Consider the following 20,503-nt stretch of genomic DNA (forward strand, 5'->3'; position numbering starts at 1 on the left):
GGTTCAGCTCCTTGAAGAGGGGTCGTGCGGCTCACAGCTCGCCCATCCGGCGGATGACGGGCGCGACCCGCTGCACGCCGTGCCGGTAGGCACCGCGCGCCGCCCGGCGCACTATCTGCCGGACCGGGCCCGGCTCCCTGTCGGCGGCGGGGGCGCCGGGCAGCGGGCTGCCGTCGGGGCCGAGGTGGTGGCGGGCGAGGATGCCGGGCAGATAGCCGGGCGCCGTCGCGGGCGTGTAGTACGGGGTCAGCGGCGCGGGGCCGCCGGGGCGGTCGAGCAGCTTGGCGATGCGCTCGCGGGCCGCGTCGAAGGCGGTGGCGTAGGAGCCGTCCGCTGCGACGCCCTGCCGGGCCACCCACTCCTCGTCGGCGGTCGGCCGGTGCCCGGCGTCCAGCTGGTCCCAGGAGGCGAGGCATCCGGAGCCCACGAAGTGGTGGTTGCCGAGCACCTCGCGTACGCCCAGGTCGGTCAGGACGACCGTCGGGATACGGCGGTGCAGGGACTCCAGCGCGGCCGTCGAGCTGATGGTGACCAGCAGGTCGGTGCGGTCGAGGACCTCGCCCATGTTCCCGTACACCAGGCGGAAGTTGGCCGGCGGATCGAGCCGCTGGACCAGCTTCTGGTAGGGCTGCTCCTCGATGTGGGTGGTGTGCTCGCCCGGCCTGGAGCGCAGCTTCAGCAGCACCTCGCGCTCGGGGTGCAGCCGGGCGTGCTGGACCAGCCGGTTCAGCAGGTACATCCGGTCCTTGCGGCTGTCCGGGACGGACGGCTGCACGGCGAACACCACGGTGTACGGGTCGTGTTCACCTTCGTAGGCCGCTCCGCCGAGGAACGGGAGTGCCACCTCGGTCACCGACGAGGAGTCGGCGCCCACCCCCTCGTACACGGCCCTGAAACGCTCCGCGTCCTGGCGGGAGTTGGCGAGGACGAGGTCCGCGCCGTGCCGCAGGAGGAGGCCGTCGGCGAGCTTCTCGTAGACGACGCCGACGTAGCCGGTGACGACGACGGGACGCCGCTCGCTGCCCTCCCACACACGCGCCAGGCCGTGCAGCATCGCCTGTACGCCGCCGCCGACGAGTGCGAGCACGACGACGTCGTACGACTCCTCGGCCATGGCGCGCAGGAACTCTACGGCGGTGACCTCCCTGAGGGAGTCGGCGCGCACACCGACCTCCGCCAGCTGGCGGGCGGTCGGCGTCGCCCGCCCGCGCAGCAGGAATCCGCTCAGCTCGAGACCGACTTGCGCGTCCTCGCGGGGTGCGGCTTCCATGGACGGGCCCGGGGCGATACGAGCCGCGGTCAGCGCACCCCATTTCCAGCGGGTGTCGGAGTCCGCGAGTACGGCGATTCGCGTGGGCTTCGAGGTACTTGGTGGCACGACGAAGACGCTAGGAAGCAATTCCGAGGCGCGGCCCAACCGCACCTCAACAAAAAGTTAACAACACCCCGCCGAAAGCCGAACTGGCCCGCCAAACCCCCGGAGCTACAGTCGATGCACCGTTCCGACACATTGAGTTCACCCTCTGTACGGGCGCCGGAAAGTTACGCCGCCGAACCGCCTCCTACGCTTTCGCATGTGCCAAAGCTTTCCGTGATCGTGCCGTTCTACAACGTGCAGCAATACGCCCCGGACACCCTCAGAAGCCTTCGCCTGAACGCGCAACGGGATTTCGAGTTCGTACTGGTCGACGACCATTCGAAGGACGAAACTCCGGCGATTCTCGAACGCGCGGTCGAGGAGCTCTCCGACGTGGCGCAGGTGCGGTATATCCGCCATGAGAAGAACGGGGGACTCGCCACTGCCCGCAACACCGGCCTGGACGCGGCGCAGGGCGAGTACCTGACGTTCCTGGACGGCGACGACTGGCTGGCTCCCGGCTACTTCGCCGAACTGGTGGCGGCCATCGAGGGGTTGGGCGTCGACTTCGTCCGCACCGACCATGTGCAGGCGACCGCCCGCGCGCGCTCCGTGAGCAGGGTTCCCTACGGGCGCCGCTGGGAGGCGCTGAACCCGCGCGAGGCGATCCTGCCCGCCGACCGTTCGACCTCCGTGGACTACGCCTTCGCGTGGGCCGGCGCCTATCACCGCCGGCTCCTGGACAAGGGGCTGCTGCACTTCACCGACGGGCTGCGCACGGCCGAGGACCGGCCGTGGATCTGGAAGCTGCACCGCGAGGCGGAGTCGTTCGCCGTGGTGAGCCTGCTCGGCGTCTTCTACCGGCGCGGGGTCGCCTCCTCCCTGACGCAGATCGGCGACGTCCGCCAGCTCGACTTCATCCGCGCCTTCGACCAGGTCATCGAGGAGACGGCCAAGGACCCGGACGCGGACCAGCTGCTGCCGAAGGCGGTGCGCACGTACTGCGCGATCATCGCCCACCATGTCTCGGACGAGGAGAAATGGGAGCCGTCCGTGTACCGGGAGCTGCGGGCGAGGAGCGCGGCCGCCATCAAGCGCCTGCCGCAGGACATGCTCGGCGACGTACTCGAAACGATGGACATGCACCGCTCCTCCAAGCTGCGGCGGCTGCGGCGCCGGATCACGACAGCGAAGGCGGCTGCCTGATGCCCCGTACCACCCGCATCTACTGCGTCTCGACCCTGTACGGCGCCGCCACCGTGGCCGCCGCGATCGACTCCGACTGCTTCGAGGCGGAGGACCGCAGCCTGCTGCTGGTCTTCAACAACTCGGCGACGCCGGAGATCACCCCGCCGGTCGACGAGATGCCGGGCTTCGAGCCGCTGCGCCACCACTTCGACTCCGTACTGTCGTGGAACGAGGCCATCCGCCCCTTCCACCCCGGTGCCTGGACCCCGCGCCAGGACGACGTCCCGCTCTTCGAGCGCTATCTGCGGCTCCTGTGGGACCTGGGTGACGACCGCGTGGAGCTGGTCCTGGAGTCCATCCAGGTCACCCCGGCGCTGACCGTGGCCCAGCTGTTCACCGACGCGCCCGTCGACGTCTACGCCGACGGCCTGATGAGCTACGGCCCCACCCGCAACAAGATCGACCCGCTGGTCGGCACGCGCGTGCGGCGCCTGCTCCATCTGGATCTGGTGCCGGGTCTGACCCCGAGACTGCTGACCGAGTTCGACGTACCGGCGGAACTCGTACCGACCGAGGCGTTCCTGAAGGTGATGGGCGAACTCACCTCCTCCGTCGAGGACTTGCCCGTCCTGCCCGACAACTCGGCGCTGCTGCTCGGGCAGTACCTGTCCGCGCTGGGCATCCTCTCCCCCGAGGAGGAGGAGGACCTGCATGTGCGGATGATGCGCGGGGCGGTCGAACGCGGGCACCGTTCGATCGTCTTCAAGCCGCATCCCACCGCACCGGCCCGCTACAGCCGCGCGCTGGAGACGGAGGCCGCCGAGCTCGGCGTCGACCTCACCGTCCTGGACCTGCCCGTACTCGCCGAGGTGCTGTTCGAGAAGTCGCCGCCCGGCCTGGTCGTCGGCTGCTTCTCCACGGCCCTGTTCACCGCGTCCGCGTTCTACGGCCTCCCGGTCGCCCGGATCGGCACCGAGCCGCTCCTGGACCGCCTCACGCCCTATCAGAACAGCAACCGGGTCCCGGTCGTCCTCGCCGACGCGCTGCTGCCGGACCTGGAGGGCGGCAAGGGCGAGAAGACGCTGCCCGAAAGCACCCTGGACGGCCTGCTCGGCACGCTCAGCTACACCATGCAGCCCCAGATCTACCCGCACCTGCGTACGGAGGCGGAACGCCACCTCTCCAAGCACCTCACCCCGCGCACCAAGCGCTACTTCAGGCGCAAGCGCCTCACCGCGCTCGGCCTGCCGGGCGGCATCCCGGAGCGCCTGGCGTTCCTCCCCCGCAACTCCACCGCCCGCCGGGTGGTCCGCCGGGCGCGGGCGCTGAAGAAGGCCATTGAGCGATAAGGGCCGCAGGGCGACAAGGAGAGACGGGCCCCCACCGGAGTGGGGGCCCGCCGTCGGTCAACTCCCCACTGCGACGTGGGGGAATTCTGAGTGAACTCAAGAAGCCAAAACGACGCTCAGGTGAACTCCCCGGGACCACGCGACAAATCGTCGACTTCCCAGCCATGGCATCACTGTGAATCGGACTAATGTGCTGTGAGGCACCCGTGAGAGTGAACGCCCAGCGAGGGGAATTCAGTGACCAGCACGACCGTCCGGCCCGTGCCCGACGCGCCGGTGCACCAAGGGCCGGCACGGACGCAGCCCCGCGAAACCCGGCTCCGCGCCCTGGACGGACTGCGACTGATCGCCGCGCTGATGGTGGCGGCGTATCACTACGGCGGCCGCGGCGGCGAGGTCACCGGAGCCTGGGGAAGTTCCGCCAAGCACCAATTCCCCACGCTGCACAGCTATTTCTCCTACGGCTGCCTCGGTGTCCAGGTCTTCTTCGTGATCAGCGGATTCGTGATCTGCATGAGCGGCTGGGGCCGGCCCCTGAAGTCGTTCTTCGCCTCCCGTGCCTCCCGTCTGCTGCCGGCCTACTGGGCGGCGATCCTCATCGTGTCGGCGGTGTTCGCGCTGCCGATGGTCGCCTACAAGGCCCTGTCGCCGAGCGACACACTGGTGAACCTGACGATGCTTCAGCAACCGCTGGGCGTGGACCGGGTGCTGGGGGTGTGCTGGACGCTCTGGGCGGAGATCCGCTTCTACGCGCTGTTCGCGCTGTGCGTCGTACTGCCCGGGGCGACCCGTCGCCGAGTGATCCTGTTCTGCGCGGGCTGGACGCTGGCGGCGGCGATCGCGCAGGGCGCGCACATGCCACTGCTCGACATCGTACTGATACCCGAGTACGCGCCCTTCTTCATCGGCGGTGTCGGGCTCTACCTCGTCCACCGCGACCGGCGCGACGTCTACGCCTGGGGCATCGTGGCCGTGAGCTTCCTGATCGGGCAGCACTACGCGGTGCGCAGCCTGTGGAACGCGTCGGACCCGAACGCCTTCGCCCACCGCTCCTCGCTCGGCATCACCCTCATCGTCGCATTCGGCTTCGTCGCGGTCGCCGCGATCGCCCTGGGCTGTCTGAACTGGGCGAACTGGCGCTGGCTGACCGTGGCCGGGGCGCTGACGTACCCGTTCTACCTGGTCCACGAGCACCTGGGCTGGGTCGTGATCCACGCCCTGCACATCGGCCTCGGCCTGCCGTCGGCGGCGACCTTCGCCCTGACGGTCGCGTCGATGCTGCTGCTGGCCTGGCTGCTGAACCGCTACGTCGAGAAGCAGCTGACGCCGCGGCTGCGGGCGGCACTGTCCGGGCCGCGCCGAGGCTGACGTCTGTTCACCGGACTCCGGCGCGACGCTCAGGCGCTGCCGTACCGCGCCTCGATCCCCGCAACGACCAGCTCCAGCCCTTCCTCGAAGTGCCGGTCGTAGTCCTCGAAGAGCTCCGCGCCGACGGCGGCCGAGAGCGGGAACTCCGCGAGCAGCCGGGCCCGTTCGGCCACGTCATAGCCCTCGCGGCGTTCGTCGGGCAGCGGCCGGACGCCCTGTTCCTCGGTGACGAAACCGATGGTGAACGCGTACGCGGTCTGGTTGGCCCGGACGGCCTCGGCGAGGGTGAACCCCGCGGCCGTGAACAGCCGTAGGTTCTCCTCCATCTCCCGGGCGTGGTCCGTTCCGGTGAAGCGCGCACCGCTGTAGACCTTGGCGCCGTCGCGGTAGCCGAGCAGTGCGTCCCGCAGCCCGCGGTACGTCTTGGCCATCCGCTCCTGCCAGGTGTCACCGGGATCGAGGGCGATCCCGGCGACCATGCGGCGGTACATCTCCGTCGCCATCTCGTCGAGCAGCGCCTGCTTGTCCTTGAAGTGCCAGTACAGGGCGGGCGCCTTGACGTCCAGTTCCCTGGCGATGGTCCGCAGGGACAGGCCGTCCAGGCCCACCTCGTTCAGCAGCCTCAGGGCGGTGTCCGCGACCCGCTTGCGGTCGAGGGGCGCGCGTCGTTCCGTACTCACGCTTGACAGCTTAACAGCGTTAAGGGCACTCTCGGAGCCAAGGGAACTTAACAGCGTTAAGGAGAGTGGATCATGAGCCTTGCCGCAGATGCAGTGATCGATGTCGTGATCGTGGGGGCGGGCCCGACCGGCCTGGCCCTCGGGGTCGACCTCGCCCGGCGGGGAGTGGACGCGCTGGTCGTGGAGAAGGCGGACGGGCTGTTCCCGGGCTCGCGCGGCAAGGGCCTCCAGCCGCGCACCATGGAGGTCCTGGAGGACCTCGGGGTACTGGACGCGATCCTCGCGGCCGGCGGGCGCTACCCGGTCGGGATGCTCTGGCAGGACGGCAAGCGGGTCGGCGAGCACCGGATGTTCGACGCGGACGAGGTGAAGGAGGCGGCCGGGGACTCGGCCTTCACCGAGCCCTGGATGGTGCCGCAGTGGCGGACGCAGCAGATCCTGTTCGCGCGGCTGGAGGAGCTGGGAGGGCGGGTGGAGTTCGGCCGGGAGGTCGTCGGGCTCGACCAGGACGAGGACGACGTGAGCGTGCGCTTCGCGTCCGGGCCGGACCTTCGCGCCCGGTACGTCGTCGCCGCCGACGGCGGACGCTCGGCCGTGCGGCGCACGCTGGGCATCGGCATGACCGGCGACACTGTCGACCCCAACCCGGTCCTGGTCTCGGACGTCCGGATCACCGGCCTGGACCGCGACAACTGGCACATCTTCCCGCCGCACGGGGACAGCGACGGCTACCTCTCCATCTGCCCGCTCGCCGGTACGGAGGACTTCCAGCTGGTCGCCCAGTTCCCGGAGGGGACCCCGGTGGACCTCTCCCTGGACGGCATCCGCAAGGTCGCCGCCGCGCGCTCGCATCTCGCCCCGGAGGACGTGACGGAGGTCCGCTGGGCCTCGGAGTTCCGCCCGCGCGCGGCCCTCGCGGACCGCTTCCGGGCCGGGCGCGTCTTCCTCGCCGGGGACGCGGCGCACGTTCACTCCCCCGCCGGCGGCCAGGGCCTCAACACCAGCGTGCAGGACGCCTACAACCTCGGCTGGAAGCTGGGTGCGGTGTTGCACGGCGGGGCGCCGGCCGCTCTCCTCGACACCTACGAGGAGGAGCGGCGGCCCATCGCCGACCGGATGCTGGGGATCTCCACCGGCGTGCACCGGGGCGAGGTGCGGCGCGGGGCGGCGACGGTCCAACTTGGGTTGGGGTACCGGGAGTCGTCGCTCACGCAGGAGACGCGGACGGCCGCGGGTGCGGTGCGGGCGGGCGACCGGGCGCCGGACGCGACGGTGGGCGGTGTACGCCTCTTCGAGGCGTTCCGGGGGCCGCATTGGACGTTGGTGGCGCTGGGCGTGGAGGCACCCGGCCTGGGTGTGGCGTCCGTGCGGATTGTCCAGGGCTCCGCCCTGGAGCCGTACGGGGAGGGGCTGTTCCTCGTACGGCCGGACGGGTACGTCGGGTGGGCGGGGGATTCGGCTACGGGGCTGCGGGGTTATGTCGCGGGGCTGGGACTCCGCTGACAGTGCCGCGATGGGTCGTCGATCGACTGCCGCGCCGTCGTGGCTGGTCGCGCCCACGCGGCGGAGCCGCAAATCGATACAGCCCCGCGCCCCTTCAGGGGCGCTCCCCCCGGGGGTCAGAACGCGTCCGAGGGGACATAGGTCCCCCAGATCTCCCGCAGCGCGTTGCACACCTCGCCCACCGTTGCGCGGGCCCGTAGGGCGTCCTTCATCGGGTACAGGACGTTGTCCTCGCCCTCGGCGGCCTTCTTGAGGGCGGCCAGGGCGGAGTCGACTGCCGGCTGGTCCCGCTCGGCGCGGAGCTTGGCGAGGCGTTCCGCCTGCTGGGCCTCGATGGCCGGGTCGACGCGGAGCGGCTCGTACGGCTCCTCCTCGTCCAGCTGGAAGCGGTTGACGCCGACCACGACCCGCTCGCCGGAGTCGGTCTCCTGGGCGATGCGGTAGGCGCTGCGCTCGATCTCGGACTTCTGGAAGCCGTGCTCGATCGCGTTGACCGCGCCGCCCAGCTCCTCCACCTTGGCCATCAGCTCGACGGCGGCCGCCTCCACGTCGTCCGTCATCTTCTCGATGACGTACGAGCCCGCGAAGGGGTCGACGGTCGCCGTCACGTCCGTCTCGTACGCCAGCACCTGCTGGGTACGGAGGGCGAGGCGGGCGCTCTTGTCCGTGGGCAGCGCGATCGCCTCGTCGAAGGAGTTCGTGTGGAGGGACTGCGTACCGCCCAGGACCGCGCCCAGGCCCTGGACGGCGACCCGGACCAGGTTCACCTCCGGCTGCTGGGCCGTGAGCTGGACGCCCGCCGTCTGCGTGTGGAAGCGCAGCATCAGCGACTTCGGGTTCTTCGCGCCGAACTCCTCCTTCATCACGCGGGCCCAAATACGCCTGGCCGCACGGAACTTGGCGACCTCTTCGAGGATCGTCGTACGGGCCACGAAGAAGAAGGAGAGACGGGGCGCGAAGTCGTCGACGTCCATGCCGGCGGCGACCGCCGTGCGGACGTACTCGATGCCGTCGGCCAGCGTGAAGGCGATCTCCTGCGCGGGGGAGGCTCCCGCCTCGGCCATGTGGTAGCCGGAGATCGAGATCGTGTTCCACTTCGGGATCTCGGCCTTGCAGTACTTGAAGATGTCGGCGATCAGACGGAGGGAGGGCTTCGGCGGGAAGATGTACGTTCCGCGCGCGATGTACTCCTTCAGCACGTCGTTCTGGATCGTGCCGGTGAGCTGGGAGGCGGGGACGCCCTGCTCCTCGCCGACCAGCTGGTACATGAGCAGCAGCAGGGCCGCCGGTGCGTTGATCGTCATCGAGGTCGAGACCTTGTCCAGCGGGATCCCGCCGAACAGCACCCGCATGTCCTCGACCGAGTCGATGGCCACGCCGACCTTGCCGACCTCGCCGTGTGCGATGGGGGCGTCGGAGTCGTGGCCCATCTGGGTCGGCAGGTCGAAGGCGACCGACAGACCCATCGTGCCGTTGGCGATGAGCTGCTTGTAGCGGGCGTTGGACTCCACCGCCGTACCGAAACCGGCGTACTGGCGCATGGTCCAGGGGCGGCCCGTGTACATCGACGGGTAGACGCCGCGGGTGAAGGGATACGCACCGGGCTCGCCCAGCTTCTCCGCCGGGTCCCAGCCCGCAAGTTCCGCAGGCCCGTAGACCGGTTCGATGGGCAGTCCGGACTCCGACTCACGCGCCATTGGTGTGATGCCTCCCGCTGAGCAATTACGTCGATTGCTCGATTCTCTTGCCGGTTACTCGCCAGTACAGACCGACCCTCCTGCGGACTGTAGCGGTGTGCGTGCAGTCGGTGGAGGGGAGCACGCTGGGACCTTCCTCACAGCAGTTTTGCGGTCCCCGTCACAACCATGCCCCGCCGTTCGCAACCAGTCATCCGCGGGCAGCATCTCAGGTGACACGCGGGTCTGTCGGTTCCATCGGTGAGGACTACGGGGGTCTCAGTGCGTATCACAGGCATGGGGAGCTCGATCGCCGCTGCAGCGGCACTCGCGGCCCTGGTCACCGTGTGCGGCTGCACCGTGCAGGGCACGGACGGCAAGGGCCACTCGCCCGTGCACATCCAGCTGCCGGGCAGCAAGGCCCCCGCCGCCCCCTCCACCAGGGCCGGCTCCGACGACAGGCCGAGCGCGTCCCCCTCGGCAGCGGGCCCCGCCGTCCTGTGGTCCCGCGGCGACTCCGGCGACGACGTCCGCGAACTCCAGGCCCGGCTGCGCCAGGTCGCCTGGCTCTACGACGGTCCGACCGGCACGTACGACGACCTGACCGAGAACGCGGTCAAGGGGTTCCAGGGCAAGCGCGGGCTGCCGAAGACCGGGGAGACGGACACCGTCACCTGGCAGCGGCTGCTGAAGATGACACACGAGCCCGGGAAGTGGGAGCTGTACCTGATGGGCGGCCAGCCCGCCGGTCCGGCCGATCCGCGGTGTCTGACCGGGCGGGTGCTGTGCATCGACAAGACGACCCGCACCCTGCGCTGGATGATCGACGGACGGACGGTGTCGACGATGTCGGTCCGCTTCGGCGCGACGGGCACACCCACCCGCGAGGGCGTCTTCCACGTGTACTGGAAGTCCCGCCACCACTGGTCGACGCTCTACGACTCGCCCATGCCGTACGCGATGTTCTTCAGCGGCGGCCAGGCCGTGCACTACTCGTACGACTTCGCGGCCCGCGGTTACGCCGGCGGCTCGCACGGCTGCGTCAATGTCCGGGACGAGGCGGCGATCTCCGACCTGTACGCGCAGGTGAGGAACGGCGACAAGGTCGTCGTGTACCGGTGAGGCCGGGCGGCCTGAGACGAGTGGGGCGCGGGCGGGACCGGGGGAACGTGTCCCGCCCGCGCCAAGGTGCACGAGCCGTGGGTACGGGGGGAACCCCGGCTCTGTGCGACGGCCGATGACCAGTCGGCTCACTCAGTACTGCGCGGGCAGGGCCGAAAACGTTACTGGGGGGACAAAGAAAATTTCGCGAGCCACAAAACTGCAGGTCAGAGCGTGCTGTACGTCGGCGTCGGCCTCGGGGCCGGCGTCGTCAGCAGCTGCCTCGGCAGGAGGGGCGGGAGAGGGGAAGGGGTGACGGTGGGGCCGCCGGGGGCTATGTGGTGGCCGTCGCCGTCACCGCCCTGGTCGCCCTGATCGCCGCCCTTGCCGTTCTGGTTGCCCTGGTCGCCCTTGCCCTTGCCGTCCTTGCCGTCCTTGTCGTCGCCGCCGCGGGACGTGCCTTCGGTGTCGCTGAGGACGGTCTTGCAGTACTTCCAGACGCGGGCCGCGCCGGAGCCGCCCGCCGCGCCCTCCAGGGCCCGCTTGCGGTCGCCGGTGAGCCGCTTGCCGTCGCGCACATCACGGCAGGCCGACGGGGCCCCCAGCCACCAGCCGCCGCCGGTGGCCCGCCCGTCGTCGGTGCCGGAGCCCGGCTTGGCCGACTTGCCGTCGCCCGCCGAGCTGTGCGGGGTCGTCGGGTCGATGGAGGGGGAGGCGGAACCGTCGGGGGTGGGGTCGCCCAGGGCGCTGTTCTGCGAGGGCGACACGAGCGGGCGGTCCGGGCTCACACCGGCCGAGACCGAGGCGACGGGGCCGGGCTCGTCGTTGCCGAACGGCGTCGGGAGCACTCCGGTCGTCGCCGCGAACGCAACGCCGCCGACCATGCCGGCGGCCAGTACGGCCGTCAGCCCGAAGCGCGCGGGCCGGCCCCAGCGGGAGCGCCGGGGGTCCGGGGCGGAGCCGCCTATGCGGACGAGCCCGGCATCGGAGGTCCGGGGGTGGGCACGGTACCGGCCGGCGGCGGCCTCCTCGGCGCGCGCGCCGGACCGAGCCGCGCGGAAGGCGGCCAGCGCGGCGGCCTCGCCGGGCAGTTCGGCGCTGCTCAGCGGGGACTCGACGACCAGCCCCTCAAGGGTCTTCGCGAGTCGTTCGGCCTCGTCCCGGGAGGCGGCATCGACGGCTTCGAGTGACTCTCCGCGCAGCAAAAGCTCCGCTGTTTCGCGGTCCAGCCACCTGCCCTGCTCGTCGGCCATCACATGTCCTTCTGCGTTCGCGCAACGCTTTGCGTCACACTCGCGGACGTCACCGCCCGACCCCGCGGTCCTCTCTGGGGCGGCAGCCCGTCCAGGCCGACCGTCGATTCCGGATCCTCGCCGAGCAGTTCCGCGAGCCGCTTCAGACCGCGGTGCGCCGCCGTGCGTACGGCACCCGGGCGCTTGCCCAGCGTCTCGGCGGCGGTCTTGGCGTCGAGGCCCACGACCACGCGCAGCACGACCGCTTCGGCCTGGTCCTGCGGCAGCCGGGCGATCAGCGAGAGCGTGTGGTCGGTGGCCAGGGACTCGATGGCCTCGCCGGCGGTGTCGGACTCGGCGGCCCTGCCGGTCAGCTCCGTCTCGTCACCGCCGATCGCGGGGCGGCGGCCGCGCATCCGTATGTGATCGAGCGCACGGTTGCGGGCTATCCGGGCGGCCCAGCCGCGGAAGCGGTCCGCGTCGCCGCTGAACCGGTCCAGATCACGGGCGATCTGCAGCCAGGCCTCGGACGCGACGTCCTCGGCGTCCGGGTCGCCGACCAGTGTCCGGACGTATCCGAGCAGGCGTGGGTGCACCGCCCGGTACACAGTCCGGAACGCGGTCTCGCTCCCGTCCTGTGCCGCAAGCACCGCGGCGGTCAGCTCCGCGTCGTCCCCCAGCACCCGATGGATCCTCGTTCGATGGTCTGCGATGGTCATACGTCTTCCCACGCCCGGCGCGAAAGGCACGTTACGACCTGAAACCGCTGCTCGTCCATGTCCGTACAACATGCAACCACCTGCAATGGGGCGAGCTGTACCCGGGGTGTGACAGAAACCGCACTCACGGCGCTGAAGAAAGTACGGGCCGCCGCGCGGCCCGACCGCGCGACGGCCGGGGCCTCTCCTGTGGGGGGTGGCGGCCCCGGCCGTTGCTTCGGTTTGGGGGCTCTGACCTGCGACGATGCGCAGCATCGGTGACGCCACCCACCGACAGGTACGCGGTCACCTCGTCCGGATCGGCCACAGTGCCGAGTCCGTAGCGACCTCGGCAGATGGGCCTGCGCCTCGTCAGGTGGTGAGCTGCTGCTGCCCTATGACCGAGAGCAGTTCCAGCTTGCTGTGGCTTTCCGTGCCGGGGCGGGTGGTCAGCACCACCAGGGTCTGGGCGCGGTTCTCGGTGAAGAGGACCTGGCCGTCGACGTCGATGCGGCCGAGTTCGGGATGGAGGATGGTCTTGCCCTCGTCGTAGCGCTGGGCGACCTCCTGGAGTTCCCACAGGCGGACGAACTCGGGGCTGTGTTCCTGGAGTTCGGCGAGGATCCGGGCGGCCCGGGGGATGTCACTGCCGGCGGTCAGCGCGACCCGCAGGCGCGCCGCCTGGGCGCGGCCGTGGCGTTCGTGGTCCTCCTCGGGGTACACCAGGCGCTCGGCGGGGTCCATGAACCAGCGGTAGTAGGCGCTGCGGGCCAGGCCGGTGTGGCGGGTCTGGTCGCCGAGCAGGGCGATGGCCAGCGGGTTCATCGCGAGGGTGTCGGCCATGTCGGTGAGCACCAGGGCCGGGGAGTCGTCCAGGCGGTCCAGCACGCGCATCAGCGTCGGGCTGACGTGCTCGGAGCGGTGGAAGCGGGCCGGGGCGTTGTGGCCGATGAGGACGAAGAGGTGGTCGCGCTCGTCCAGGGTCAGCCGCAGCGCCCGGGCGAGGGCGGTGGTGATCTGGACGGAGGGCTGCGGGGCGCGCTGCTGTTCCAGGCGGGCGTAGTAGTCGGTGGACATGCCGGCGAGCTGGGCGACCTCCTCGCGGCGCAGCCCCTGGGTACGCCTGCGCGCCCCCTCGGCAAGCCCGACGTCACGCGGGCGCAGTGCCTCACGCCGGTGGCGCAGGAATTCCGCCAGTTCCTTCTTGTCCATGCCCACCATCCTCACCGCTCCCCGCCCGGCTATCCAGAGACCGCCGATCCATGGCTGAGCACGGATCCTTCGCTCAGACGCCGCTGAGGATGGCGAGGACGTTGTCGTAGGAGCCGTTGGCCTCCGCGTCGCGCACGAACCGGGCACGCTCCACGACGAGCTCCTTCGCGTCGGGCTTGTCGCGCAGGATCCCGAGGGTCTCGTCGAGAAACTCGTCCAGCGGCATGGAGTTCTCGTCGTCCTGCTGGCCCAGCAGGGTCGTGCGCACGCCCGGCGGGGCCACCTCGATCACCTGGACGCCGGCGTCGGCCTGCGCGAGCTGTACGCGCAGGCTCTCGGAGAAGGAGTGCAGCGCGGCCTTGGTCGCGTTGTAGGTGGGGGTGATCGGCAGCGGCACGAACGCCAGCGCCGAGGTGACGTTCACGACGGCCGCGTCGTCCTTGCCCACCAGCAGCGGCAGGAAGGCGTACGTCACCCGGATCGTGCCGAGCAGGTTGACCGTGACGTGGTCCTCGGCGACCGGCAGCGAGGCCGGGTCGAGGAGGTTCTCCCGCAGCATGATGCCTGCGTTGTTGACCAGGACGTTCAGGTCGGGGTAGCTCGCCGCCACGGTCTCGCGGACCCGGGTGATCGAGTCGGGGTCCGTGACGTCGAGGACGAGCGCGTCGATGCCCGGGTGCTCGGCCGTGATCTCGTCGAGCAGTTCCTTGCGCCGGCCGGCGACGATCACCTTGTTGCCGGCCTCGTGCAGACGCAGGGCCAGGCCGAGCCCGATGCCGGAGGTGCCGCCGGTGATCAGGATCGTGTTGCCGGTCATCTTCATGGGGGTCTCTCTCCTTCGCTACGGCGGGCCGGTGAGCGCCCGCAGCCTCGACCGTAGGAGCGCCCGCGAAGGCGCGGGAGAGGAAGGTTTATCCATGGATCAGCGGTCCCTGCGTGGTGGGGACAGCCCTGGACGTGCCCACGCCCAGCAGCCGACGATCGCCACCGCACCTTGGTCGGGCGAAGAAGAACCACCGCCGGGTGCCCGTCGACCCGCCCAGCTTGCTCTTGATCAGTTGCTCTTGATCAGTTGCCCTTGCCGGTGGTCTTGTCGGCCTTCTGGCCGTTGCCGGAGGCGCTGCCCGAGGTGTCGGTTCCACCCGAGCCACCCGAGCCGCCCGAGCCGTTCGAGTTGCTCGGGTTCTCCGTACTGCCGCCCTTACCAGCGTTGTCGGACTTGCCGCTGTTGCCCGGGTTGCCGGTGGCGGTCGCCTGCGCCAGCTGGGCGGCGCAGTACGCGGCGACGTTCTTCTCGCCGCCGGCGGCCGTGATCAGCCGCTGCCAGGCCGTGGAGTCCAGCGCGTTGCCGTTGCCCTTGACGTTCTCGTACGCCCGGCAGTGGGCCTCGGTGTCCTTCGCCGTGTCCGGACGCTCCCGCGTGCCGGAGGCGCCGGGCGTGCCGGAGGCGGACGACCCGCCGGCGGTGTTGCCGGAGGCTCCGGCCGAGGGGTGCTGCTGGCTGCTGCCGTGGTCGTCGTCCGACGAGCCCACCGAGCCGATCGCCGCGACCGCGACGCCGCCCAGGGTGAGACTCGCCAGTGCCATCGTCAGGGTGGCCTTCAGCGAGCGGCGCATACGGCGCTGCTCGCGCGGCCGCCAGTCGTCCCGGCGCCGGGTCCGCGCCCGGTGCACTCCGGCGGCCCGGGCGGCCCGGAACGCGGCCACCGCCCGCTGCTCGCCCTCGGCGTCGAGTGCGTTCTCGCGCATGGCGGCGGCGAGCAGGATCTCCAGCACCGGACCGGCGGGCCCGACCTCGGCGCCGGCCGTCATGCCGTCGGGGTGCACGCGCCGACGGCTGCGGGCGCTGCCGTCGCTCTGCCGTTCACCCATGTCCGTATCCATCCCTGTCCGACGGCCGGCCGTCGTGGCCGTTCCTGCCGTCCTTGACGTTCATGCCGTCGTTGTCGTTCATTTCGACTCCCCCAGCGTCCGGGGATCCTCATTCGTCACACCTGCGGCGCCGAGCCGGGTCGCGAGGCGCTTCAGCCCCCGGTGCGCGGCCGTGCGCACCGCGCCGGGGCGCTTGCCGAGGACGCGGGCCGCGGCGGGGCCGTCGAGGCCGACGACGACGCGCAGCAGCACGGCCTCGGCCTGGTCGCGGGGCAGGCTGCGGACCAGTTCCAGGGCGCGCTCGGTGGAGAGCGCCTCCAGTGCCTGGTCGTGGGTGCTGTGCGGGCCGGGCAGTTCCAGTACGTCCTGCTCGAGCGCCGACGACCGGGGCCGTACCTTCTGCCGCCGCAGATGGTCCAGGGCGCGGTGCCTGGCGATGGTCGCCGTCCAGCCGCGGAAGCCGGCCCCGTCGCCCTTGAACCGCGCCAGGTCCCGGGCGACCTCGAGCCAGGCGTCCGAGGCCACGTCCTCGGCGTCGCCGCCGACGATCCCGCGGAGATAGCCGAGCAGGCCGGGCTGCACGAGCCGGTACGCGACCGCGAAGGCGGCCTCGTCGCCTTCCTGGGCCCGCGCGACGGCCGCCCCCAGCTCCCCGTCGTACGCCTGCCCGCGGCGGGGTTCCCGTCCCTGGCCCAACACAGTCCTCGTTCGTGCGAGTGCGAAGCGGGCTCTGCCGAGCCCGCACTGCGCGACACGTCCGGCCGTGTGCACGCCCCCACGATCTTCAGCGTCAGCAGTCACAGAAGTGTCACAGTCCAGCGGATGTGACGGGTGCGCCGTCCGCACGGCGCTCATCAGCCGATCGCGATGCGCGGATGGGCGCCTGGCTTGATCCAGGCCATGATCTGCTCCATCGTCGCGCGCGGCACCGACACACAACCGGCCGTCGCGCCTTGCCCGTTGATGTGCAGGAAGATCCCGGCGCCGCGGCCGGGCGTGGCGGGCCACCGGTTGAAGTTGATGACGAGCGCCTTGGCGTACTGCACCGGATGGTCGACGAGATGCTCGCTGCCCCTGTCCCCGCTCTCGGTGAGCGGAAAGTCGGCACCGGCGGCGGTGTGCATCGAGTTGTAGAACTTCGACTCCGGGTCCTCAACCCACCAGTGGGTGGAGTTCACCACCGTGTACGGCATGCCCGTCCCGCCCGCCTCGACCCCGAACCCCTCGGTGATCGTGTACGTCCCGGAGGGCGTGGTGTACGTGTTCTGCCGCCGGGTCGCCCCGTCGACGACACCGTTGGACCCGACCCGCCCGGCCGCCGTACTGAACTGCGCCTTCCAGCCGGAGGATCCCTTGGCCCAGGCGGTGACGGTGGCGTAGGAGCCGCTGGACTTGACGGTGATGAGCTGGGTGGCGTCGCCGGGGTAGGCCGGGACAGGGAAGTTGGGGGTGGTGGGCGTCGGGGTCTTCTGCTGGGTGCTCCCGGCCGTTGCGGCGGAGGAGGAAGCACTGGGATGTGCAGAGGCGCTCTTCTTCGCCTTCGCGCTCGGGGAGGCGGAGGACGATGCGGACGGGGATGCCGACTTGGACGCGCCGGGCGTACCGGAGGCGGCCGACGACACCTCGGCCACCGCACTCTCGGCCCCGGCCTGCGCCGCCTCCGCGCCGTCCGGCCGCTGATGCCCACACGCCGATGCGAGCAACAGGGCGCCGGTGACGGCGGTTGCGGCAGAACACGTACGCACACGGGCACGGGAACGGAAAGCGGGCAGCACGAAATAACCCTTCGACGGGTGCGAGACATGGAAATGGATAAAAATGGGTGAAAGGAAATGAGTGCGAACTATTCGTGGCTCTGACGGGCCGTCAGGCCACGGCGCGCCGCGCCCGCCCGTGCAGCATCAGATAGAAGGTCTGCAGGGACTCCTCGGGCCCGCCCACCTCAAAACGGTTGTGGACCTTGCCGACGGGGTTCCAGACCCGCCCGTCCGGCATCCGTACGCCGACCGGCTGGCCGAAGTAGGTGCACTGGTCGGCGTCGAAGTCCACCCACACCGCCCCCGCACGGCGCACGAGCACCTCACCGACGTACGCGCCGAGCTCGAACAGCGTCTCGCGGGCCCGCTCCCGGTCGGCCCCGCCCTTGCGCAACCCGTCGACCAGGAAGTCGACGACGCGCAGGCTGGCCACGGAGTAGTCCAGCGGCAGCCGGTTGCGCGCGGTGACGCGCGCGACAAATGCCGCAGCACACGACCGCATCTCACCCGCGCACGGAATTCGTTCGTCCACTGTGCTCATGGGACCCCACCCCTTCGCTCGGCCGGCGGGGGCCCTTCTGCTCCCCCGCTCGACCAGCGGATGCGACACCAGGAACATCACGGGTCACAGGCGTGTCGATCAACACACAGGAAAGTCACAGGGGTTGTACAACCTTTTCGGCTTTCGTACGTCGGTGAAGGCGGCGCCAGGCAGCACGGACGACTGCCGCGCCTCGTACGGCGGCCGCGACGGGCGTGTCGACCACCTCGTCATCCGTCACGGGGTCACGCCCTCCGGCAGGCGGATGTTTCCGTCGAACACTCCCCTGCCCTTGCAGCACGAGCCCCTCCTTCCCCCTCACGGCGAAGGTCCACCCGCTCTTGGCAGCCATGGCGTCCCGGGCCCGCGCAAGGAATCCTCCGGCGTCCTGGGCGCGCTCCTTCTCGGCGTCGGGAGTCGCGGCAACCACCGGATCCGTGGAATCCGATGAATGCGCCGACTCCCCCGTCCCGCCGTCCGCGGAGCAGCCGACCAGCACAACGCAAAGCGGAACACCGGCCAACGCCATGCGTCCGAAGTGGGTTCTCATTTTGTCCGGGCTCGCGCTGTCGGACGGCGGCCCGGCACCTGCCCGAGAGAACCTGACGAAGCGCTACTTGGCCCCGACGACCGCGATGTCGTGCGGCGACCGCGGATCGATTTCGTAGTGGGTGCCGAACTGGCTGCTGAAACCGACGACCCGCACCGTCTGCCCCGGCTTCAGACCGGAGACGTCGATCCCCGTTTGCACGTTGACGAAGACCAGCACGGGGCCCGAACCGTCGTCGACAGACAGCTTGTACCCATAGGGGAGGTCGCTCGTCGGCCCTTGAATGATCCTGCCTACGATCTTGACGAGCCGCCCCTCGGTGACCTCTCCGACCGCAGCGGTGCCGACCCGATGCGGTTTCACCGCCGGGCCCCCGGGACCGAGTTCGACATCGGAAGGGTCGGCCGGCACCAGGGTCAGCAGTCCGGAGCTGTCCCGGAGCGTGCCGGTGATGCGTGCGTGCTCACACGGGTGCGCATGTACGTCGCTCTGCAGGCTGACGTAGATGCCGGCGGTCTTGTCCTGGAGTCCGAACCCCTTGTCGCCGAAGCTGGATTCAAAGGCTCCGGAGGGAGTCGTCACCGAGCCGTCCACGGTGACCACGGTCCCGACCGGCAGGCTGCGAGCCTGGGCAATCGAGATCGTCTTCGCTTGCGGCACTGCGAATGCCGCACCGGTCGCCGGCGCGGGCGCCAGCATCAGGGCCAGCAGGGGTGCGAAGAGCAGCGTGAGAAGCCGACGGGCCAGGCCCATGAATGCACTGTCCTTTCCGAAAAATGACAACAGGCGTCGAACGGCCTTTGCGGACCGCCGCCCTTCACCAACCGACACGGCCGGCACCATTGCGATCCGCCTGGCTGCCGGGCCGATGTCGCAACCGTGTCCAATGGGCTCCGCCCGCGTTCTTGGGAACACACTTCCCAGCGAGGTTCCCGTGGCCCGTCCCCGACACCGTAACCTGCCCAAACCCTCCGACGGCGCCAGGGCAAGACCTTCCTTCTCCAGCCGCTTGTCCAGTCGCTCGCCGAGGCCACCGGCGGGTTCTGTTTCGCGGCGGCCGAGGCTTCCGAGACGGAATCACTGCGTAGGCTCGGCGCGGCCATCGCCGACCACACCGGGGCCCAGGCCCCGTACCGCCTCGAGCACTGGGACGACGCATGTCTCCTGGCTCATCTACGCCCGAAGGCGTGAACCGAACTCGCCGTGGCGGAAGCTGGGTTGCTTCGTGGTTCTCACGGGCAACGCCGGGACGGACCCACGACCTGACCGCCGTCCGCACCCCCCACTACGGCCACCGCGGACTGCCCGAGCACTACGAGCAGTACAACCGCGACCACACCCGCCTGTGTGCATCCGGCGAACGCGCCTTCGCCCGGCTCAAGTCCTGGCAGGTCAGGACTTTGCGTTGCGCGCGTCTTCGTACACCACATGGAGGGGTGGATCGGTCGGGAGGGGTTCGAAACGCTGGGGCGTGCCGGGGCGGAGCGCCGGCGACACCGCCGCCCAGACCGCTCGGGCTTGGTCGTCGTTGTATGCCGCGAAGTCCGGGCCGGCCTGTAGCCAGATCGATCCGCCGGCCAGTTCGTCAACTTCGTGGAAGGCTCCGGAATCAAGCAACGCCTGTTTCCCGCCCACAGCGGTGGAAAGCTCCTTCGGGCACACCGTGACCCAGCTGTAGCCACGAAGGTACTGCCGGCTCTCGGATACCGTCTGCTTCGGAAGAAGCCAGGGCGGGCCCAGCACTGTCTCCAGTGGCGTCTTTCCCAGAGTGTAAAGGTGAGTGATGTGACCGAATGACGGGTCCAGCGTGTTCGCCTGGGTCTTCATAAAGCGCAGGAAGGCCCTCTGGAATACGGGTTCGCGCAGGGAATCCTCGGGAATGTTACAGCCGAGACGCACCCACGATTCCGCCTTTTCCAGGCGCTCGACCGTGAGCCGGGCCAGCCGAAGGCGAGGCTGTCCGTCGGCCCCCAGCCTGGAGATTCCGACTTCAGCCGAGAAGGGGCCACTGGAGACCTTGCGGTAGAACCAGTCGAGGTTCTTCTCAGAAATAACCCTGGCCGAATCGCGAAGATTGCGCCCGACCCGCTCGGTCACCCCGCAGAAGCCCCACCATGACTCCGGAGGGCCGAGCGGACCTCCACGCATCCCCTTCGGGTCGAGCGGAGGCCCGCCGAGAATGGCCGCCAACTCATCGGGGAAGAGGTCACGCAGCGCGCCCTCGAACCACTCCCTCATGCTGCTCGAGTACTCGGCCTCAGAACGAAATTCGACATCGATCTCGCCTCGCACCACGAATCCACCCTCGGCCACGCAACACCTCACTATTGGTTACAATTTTTCATCCTTCGAGTCAGCGGACGAGAGTGTAGCAGACCATAAAATCATCCAACAGCGTTGCCCCCTCGCCGTCGGTAAA

Annotated in this window: 18 protein-coding genes and 1 pseudogene; 6 read left to right on the forward strand and 13 right to left on the reverse strand. The window is 70.0% G+C overall.

Features of this window, described 5'->3' with window-relative positions; genetic code table 11:
• Nucleotides 1-31 precede the first annotated feature (31 nt).
• The gene (locus ACFY10_RS17495) at nucleotides 32-1,378 is read right to left on the reverse strand and encodes a DUF6716 putative glycosyltransferase (RefSeq protein WP_390665996.1); all 1,347 of its coding nucleotides are present in this window, start codon (nucleotides 1,376-1,378) and stop codon (nucleotides 32-34) included.
• Nucleotides 1,379-1,576: 198 nt separating this feature from the next.
• Between ACFY10_RS17495 and ACFY10_RS17500 the strand changes: the two genes are divergently transcribed.
• The 3 genes from ACFY10_RS17500 (at nucleotide 1,577) to ACFY10_RS17510 (ending at nucleotide 5,262) form a co-directional block, all read left to right on the forward strand.
• A complete protein-coding gene (locus tag ACFY10_RS17500; RefSeq protein ID WP_390665997.1) occupies nucleotides 1,577-2,563 on the forward strand; it encodes a glycosyltransferase family 2 protein in 987 nt (328 codons plus the stop codon).
• Complete coding sequence (locus tag ACFY10_RS17505) at nucleotides 2,563-3,894, forward strand: alpha-2,8-polysialyltransferase family protein (protein WP_390665998.1); 1,332 nt, start codon at nucleotides 2,563-2,565, stop codon at nucleotides 3,892-3,894. Before ACFY10_RS17500 ends, ACFY10_RS17505 begins: the two co-directional genes overlap by 1 nt.
• A 237-nt stretch (nucleotides 3,895-4,131) precedes the next feature.
• Nucleotides 4,132-5,262: an acyltransferase family protein gene (locus tag ACFY10_RS17510; protein WP_390665999.1), complete on the forward strand. Its 1,131-nt coding sequence runs from the start codon at nucleotides 4,132-4,134 to the stop codon at nucleotides 5,260-5,262.
• A gap of 29 nt (nucleotides 5,263-5,291) precedes the next feature.
• On the opposite strand, the gene ACFY10_RS17515 is transcribed toward ACFY10_RS17510, so the two are convergent.
• On the reverse strand, nucleotides 5,292-5,942 hold the full coding sequence (locus tag ACFY10_RS17515) for a TetR/AcrR family transcriptional regulator C-terminal domain-containing protein (RefSeq protein WP_390666000.1): 651 nt from the start codon (nucleotides 5,940-5,942) through the stop codon (nucleotides 5,292-5,294).
• A 72-nt stretch (nucleotides 5,943-6,014) separates the two neighbouring features.
• On the opposite strand from ACFY10_RS17515, the gene ACFY10_RS17520 reads away from it, so the two are divergent.
• Nucleotides 6,015-7,445 (forward strand): FAD-dependent oxidoreductase, encoded by a 1,431-nt coding sequence (locus ACFY10_RS17520; RefSeq protein ID WP_390666001.1) that lies wholly within the window; start codon nucleotides 6,015-6,017, stop codon nucleotides 7,443-7,445.
• A gap of 116 nt (nucleotides 7,446-7,561) precedes the next feature.
• On the opposite strand, the gene ACFY10_RS17525 is transcribed toward ACFY10_RS17520, so the two are convergent.
• A complete protein-coding gene (locus ACFY10_RS17525) occupies nucleotides 7,562-9,142 on the reverse strand; it encodes a methylmalonyl-CoA mutase (protein WP_390666002.1) in 1,581 nt (526 codons plus the stop codon).
• 276 nt (nucleotides 9,143-9,418) lie between these two features.
• On the opposite strand from ACFY10_RS17525, the gene ACFY10_RS17530 reads away from it, so the two are divergent.
• Nucleotides 9,419-10,243 (forward strand): L,D-transpeptidase family protein, encoded by an 825-nt coding sequence (locus tag ACFY10_RS17530; protein ID WP_390666003.1) that lies wholly within the window; start codon nucleotides 9,419-9,421, stop codon nucleotides 10,241-10,243.
• A 206-nt stretch (nucleotides 10,244-10,449) separates the two neighbouring features.
• Here the strand turns inward: ACFY10_RS17530 and ACFY10_RS17535 are convergent, their stop codons facing one another.
• The 9 genes from ACFY10_RS17535 to ACFY10_RS17575 form a co-directional block, all read right to left on the reverse strand.
• Nucleotides 10,450-11,475 carry a hypothetical protein gene (locus ACFY10_RS17535; protein ID WP_390666004.1) on the reverse strand — a complete coding sequence of 342 codons (1,026 nt, stop codon included), beginning with the start codon at nucleotides 11,473-11,475 and terminating at the stop codon, nucleotides 10,450-10,452.
• Complete coding sequence (locus ACFY10_RS17540; protein WP_390666186.1) at nucleotides 11,475-12,137, reverse strand: RNA polymerase sigma factor; 663 nt, start codon at nucleotides 12,135-12,137, stop codon at nucleotides 11,475-11,477. The genes ACFY10_RS17535 and ACFY10_RS17540 overlap by 1 nt, the downstream gene beginning before the upstream one ends.
• A gap of 387 nt (nucleotides 12,138-12,524) precedes the next feature.
• Nucleotides 12,525-13,364, reverse strand: a complete 840-nt coding sequence (locus ACFY10_RS17545; RefSeq protein WP_390666005.1) for a helix-turn-helix transcriptional regulator — start codon at nucleotides 13,362-13,364, stop codon at nucleotides 12,525-12,527.
• Between the two features lie 73 nt (nucleotides 13,365-13,437).
• Nucleotides 13,438-14,187: an SDR family oxidoreductase gene (locus ACFY10_RS17550; protein WP_390666006.1), complete on the reverse strand. Its 750-nt coding sequence runs from the start codon at nucleotides 14,185-14,187 to the stop codon at nucleotides 13,438-13,440.
• Between the two features lie 245 nt (nucleotides 14,188-14,432).
• The gene (locus tag ACFY10_RS17555) at nucleotides 14,433-15,236 is read right to left on the reverse strand and encodes a hypothetical protein (RefSeq protein ID WP_390666007.1); all 804 of its coding nucleotides are present in this window, start codon (nucleotides 15,234-15,236) and stop codon (nucleotides 14,433-14,435) included.
• A gap of 78 nt (nucleotides 15,237-15,314) precedes the next feature.
• A complete protein-coding gene (locus ACFY10_RS17560; protein ID WP_390666008.1) occupies nucleotides 15,315-15,932 on the reverse strand; it encodes an RNA polymerase sigma factor in 618 nt (205 codons plus the stop codon).
• A 158-nt stretch (nucleotides 15,933-16,090) separates the two neighbouring features.
• Nucleotides 16,091-16,981, reverse strand: coding sequence for a L,D-transpeptidase family protein (locus tag ACFY10_RS17565; RefSeq protein ID WP_390666009.1), 891 nt, complete (start codon nucleotides 16,979-16,981; stop codon nucleotides 16,091-16,093).
• Nucleotides 16,982-17,102: 121 nt separating this feature from the next.
• Nucleotides 17,103-17,534 carry a hypothetical protein gene (locus ACFY10_RS17570; RefSeq protein ID WP_390666010.1) on the reverse strand — a complete coding sequence of 144 codons (432 nt, stop codon included), beginning with the start codon at nucleotides 17,532-17,534 and terminating at the stop codon, nucleotides 17,103-17,105.
• Between the two features lie 613 nt (nucleotides 17,535-18,147).
• Entirely contained in the window at nucleotides 18,148-18,837 is a 690-nt protein-coding gene (locus ACFY10_RS17575; protein WP_390666011.1) for a hypothetical protein, read from the reverse strand.
• Between the two features lie 473 nt (nucleotides 18,838-19,310).
• On the opposite strand from ACFY10_RS17575, the pseudogene ACFY10_RS17580 reads away from it, so the two are divergent.
• Nucleotides 19,311-19,505: pseudogene (locus ACFY10_RS17580) on the forward strand (IS5/IS1182 family transposase); the annotation flags it as partial.
• Here ACFY10_RS17580 and ACFY10_RS17585 read toward each other — a convergent pair.
• Complete coding sequence (locus tag ACFY10_RS17585) at nucleotides 19,477-20,397, reverse strand: hypothetical protein (RefSeq protein WP_390666194.1); 921 nt, start codon at nucleotides 20,395-20,397, stop codon at nucleotides 19,477-19,479. The pseudogene ACFY10_RS17580 and the gene ACFY10_RS17585 sit on opposite strands and share 29 nt — an antisense overlap.
• Nucleotides 20,398-20,503 lie beyond the last annotated feature (106 nt).

It is taken from the genome of Streptomyces sp. NPDC001401 (assembly GCF_042895385.1).
In the GTDB taxonomy this organism is placed as follows: Bacteria; Actinomycetota; Actinomycetes; order Streptomycetales; family Streptomycetaceae; genus Streptomyces.

What these genes read in the sequence shown, in the direction of transcription:
- ACFY10_RS17505 (WP_390665998.1), top strand. Translation starts at nt 2,563, where the DNA reads ATGCCCCGTACCACCCGCATCTACTGCGTCTCGACCCTGTACGGCGCC.
- ACFY10_RS17520 (WP_390666001.1), top strand. Translation starts at nt 6,015, where the DNA reads ATGAGCCTTGCCGCAGATGCAGTGATCGATGTCGTGATCGTGGGGGCG.
- ACFY10_RS17525 (WP_390666002.1), bottom strand. Translation starts at nt 9,142, where the DNA reads ATGGCGCGTGAGTCGGAGTCCGGACTGCCCATCGAACCGGTCTACGGG.
- ACFY10_RS17530 (WP_390666003.1), top strand. Translation starts at nt 9,419, where the DNA reads ATGGGGAGCTCGATCGCCGCTGCAGCGGCACTCGCGGCCCTGGTCACC.
- ACFY10_RS17535 (WP_390666004.1), bottom strand. Translation starts at nt 11,475, where the DNA reads ATGGCCGACGAGCAGGGCAGGTGGCTGGACCGCGAAACAGCGGAGCTT.
- ACFY10_RS17545 (WP_390666005.1), bottom strand. Translation starts at nt 13,364, where the DNA reads ATGGACAAGAAGGAACTGGCGGAATTCCTGCGCCACCGGCGTGAGGCA.
- ACFY10_RS17550 (WP_390666006.1), bottom strand. Translation starts at nt 14,187, where the DNA reads ATGAAGATGACCGGCAACACGATCCTGATCACCGGCGGCACCTCCGGC.
- ACFY10_RS17555 (WP_390666007.1), bottom strand. Translation starts at nt 15,236, where the DNA reads ATGGGTGAACGGCAGAGCGACGGCAGCGCCCGCAGCCGTCGGCGCGTG.
- ACFY10_RS17570 (WP_390666010.1), bottom strand. Translation starts at nt 17,534, where the DNA reads ATGAGCACAGTGGACGAACGAATTCCGTGCGCGGGTGAGATGCGGTCG.
- ACFY10_RS17575 (WP_390666011.1), bottom strand. Translation starts at nt 18,837, where the DNA reads ATGGGCCTGGCCCGTCGGCTTCTCACGCTGCTCTTCGCACCCCTGCTG.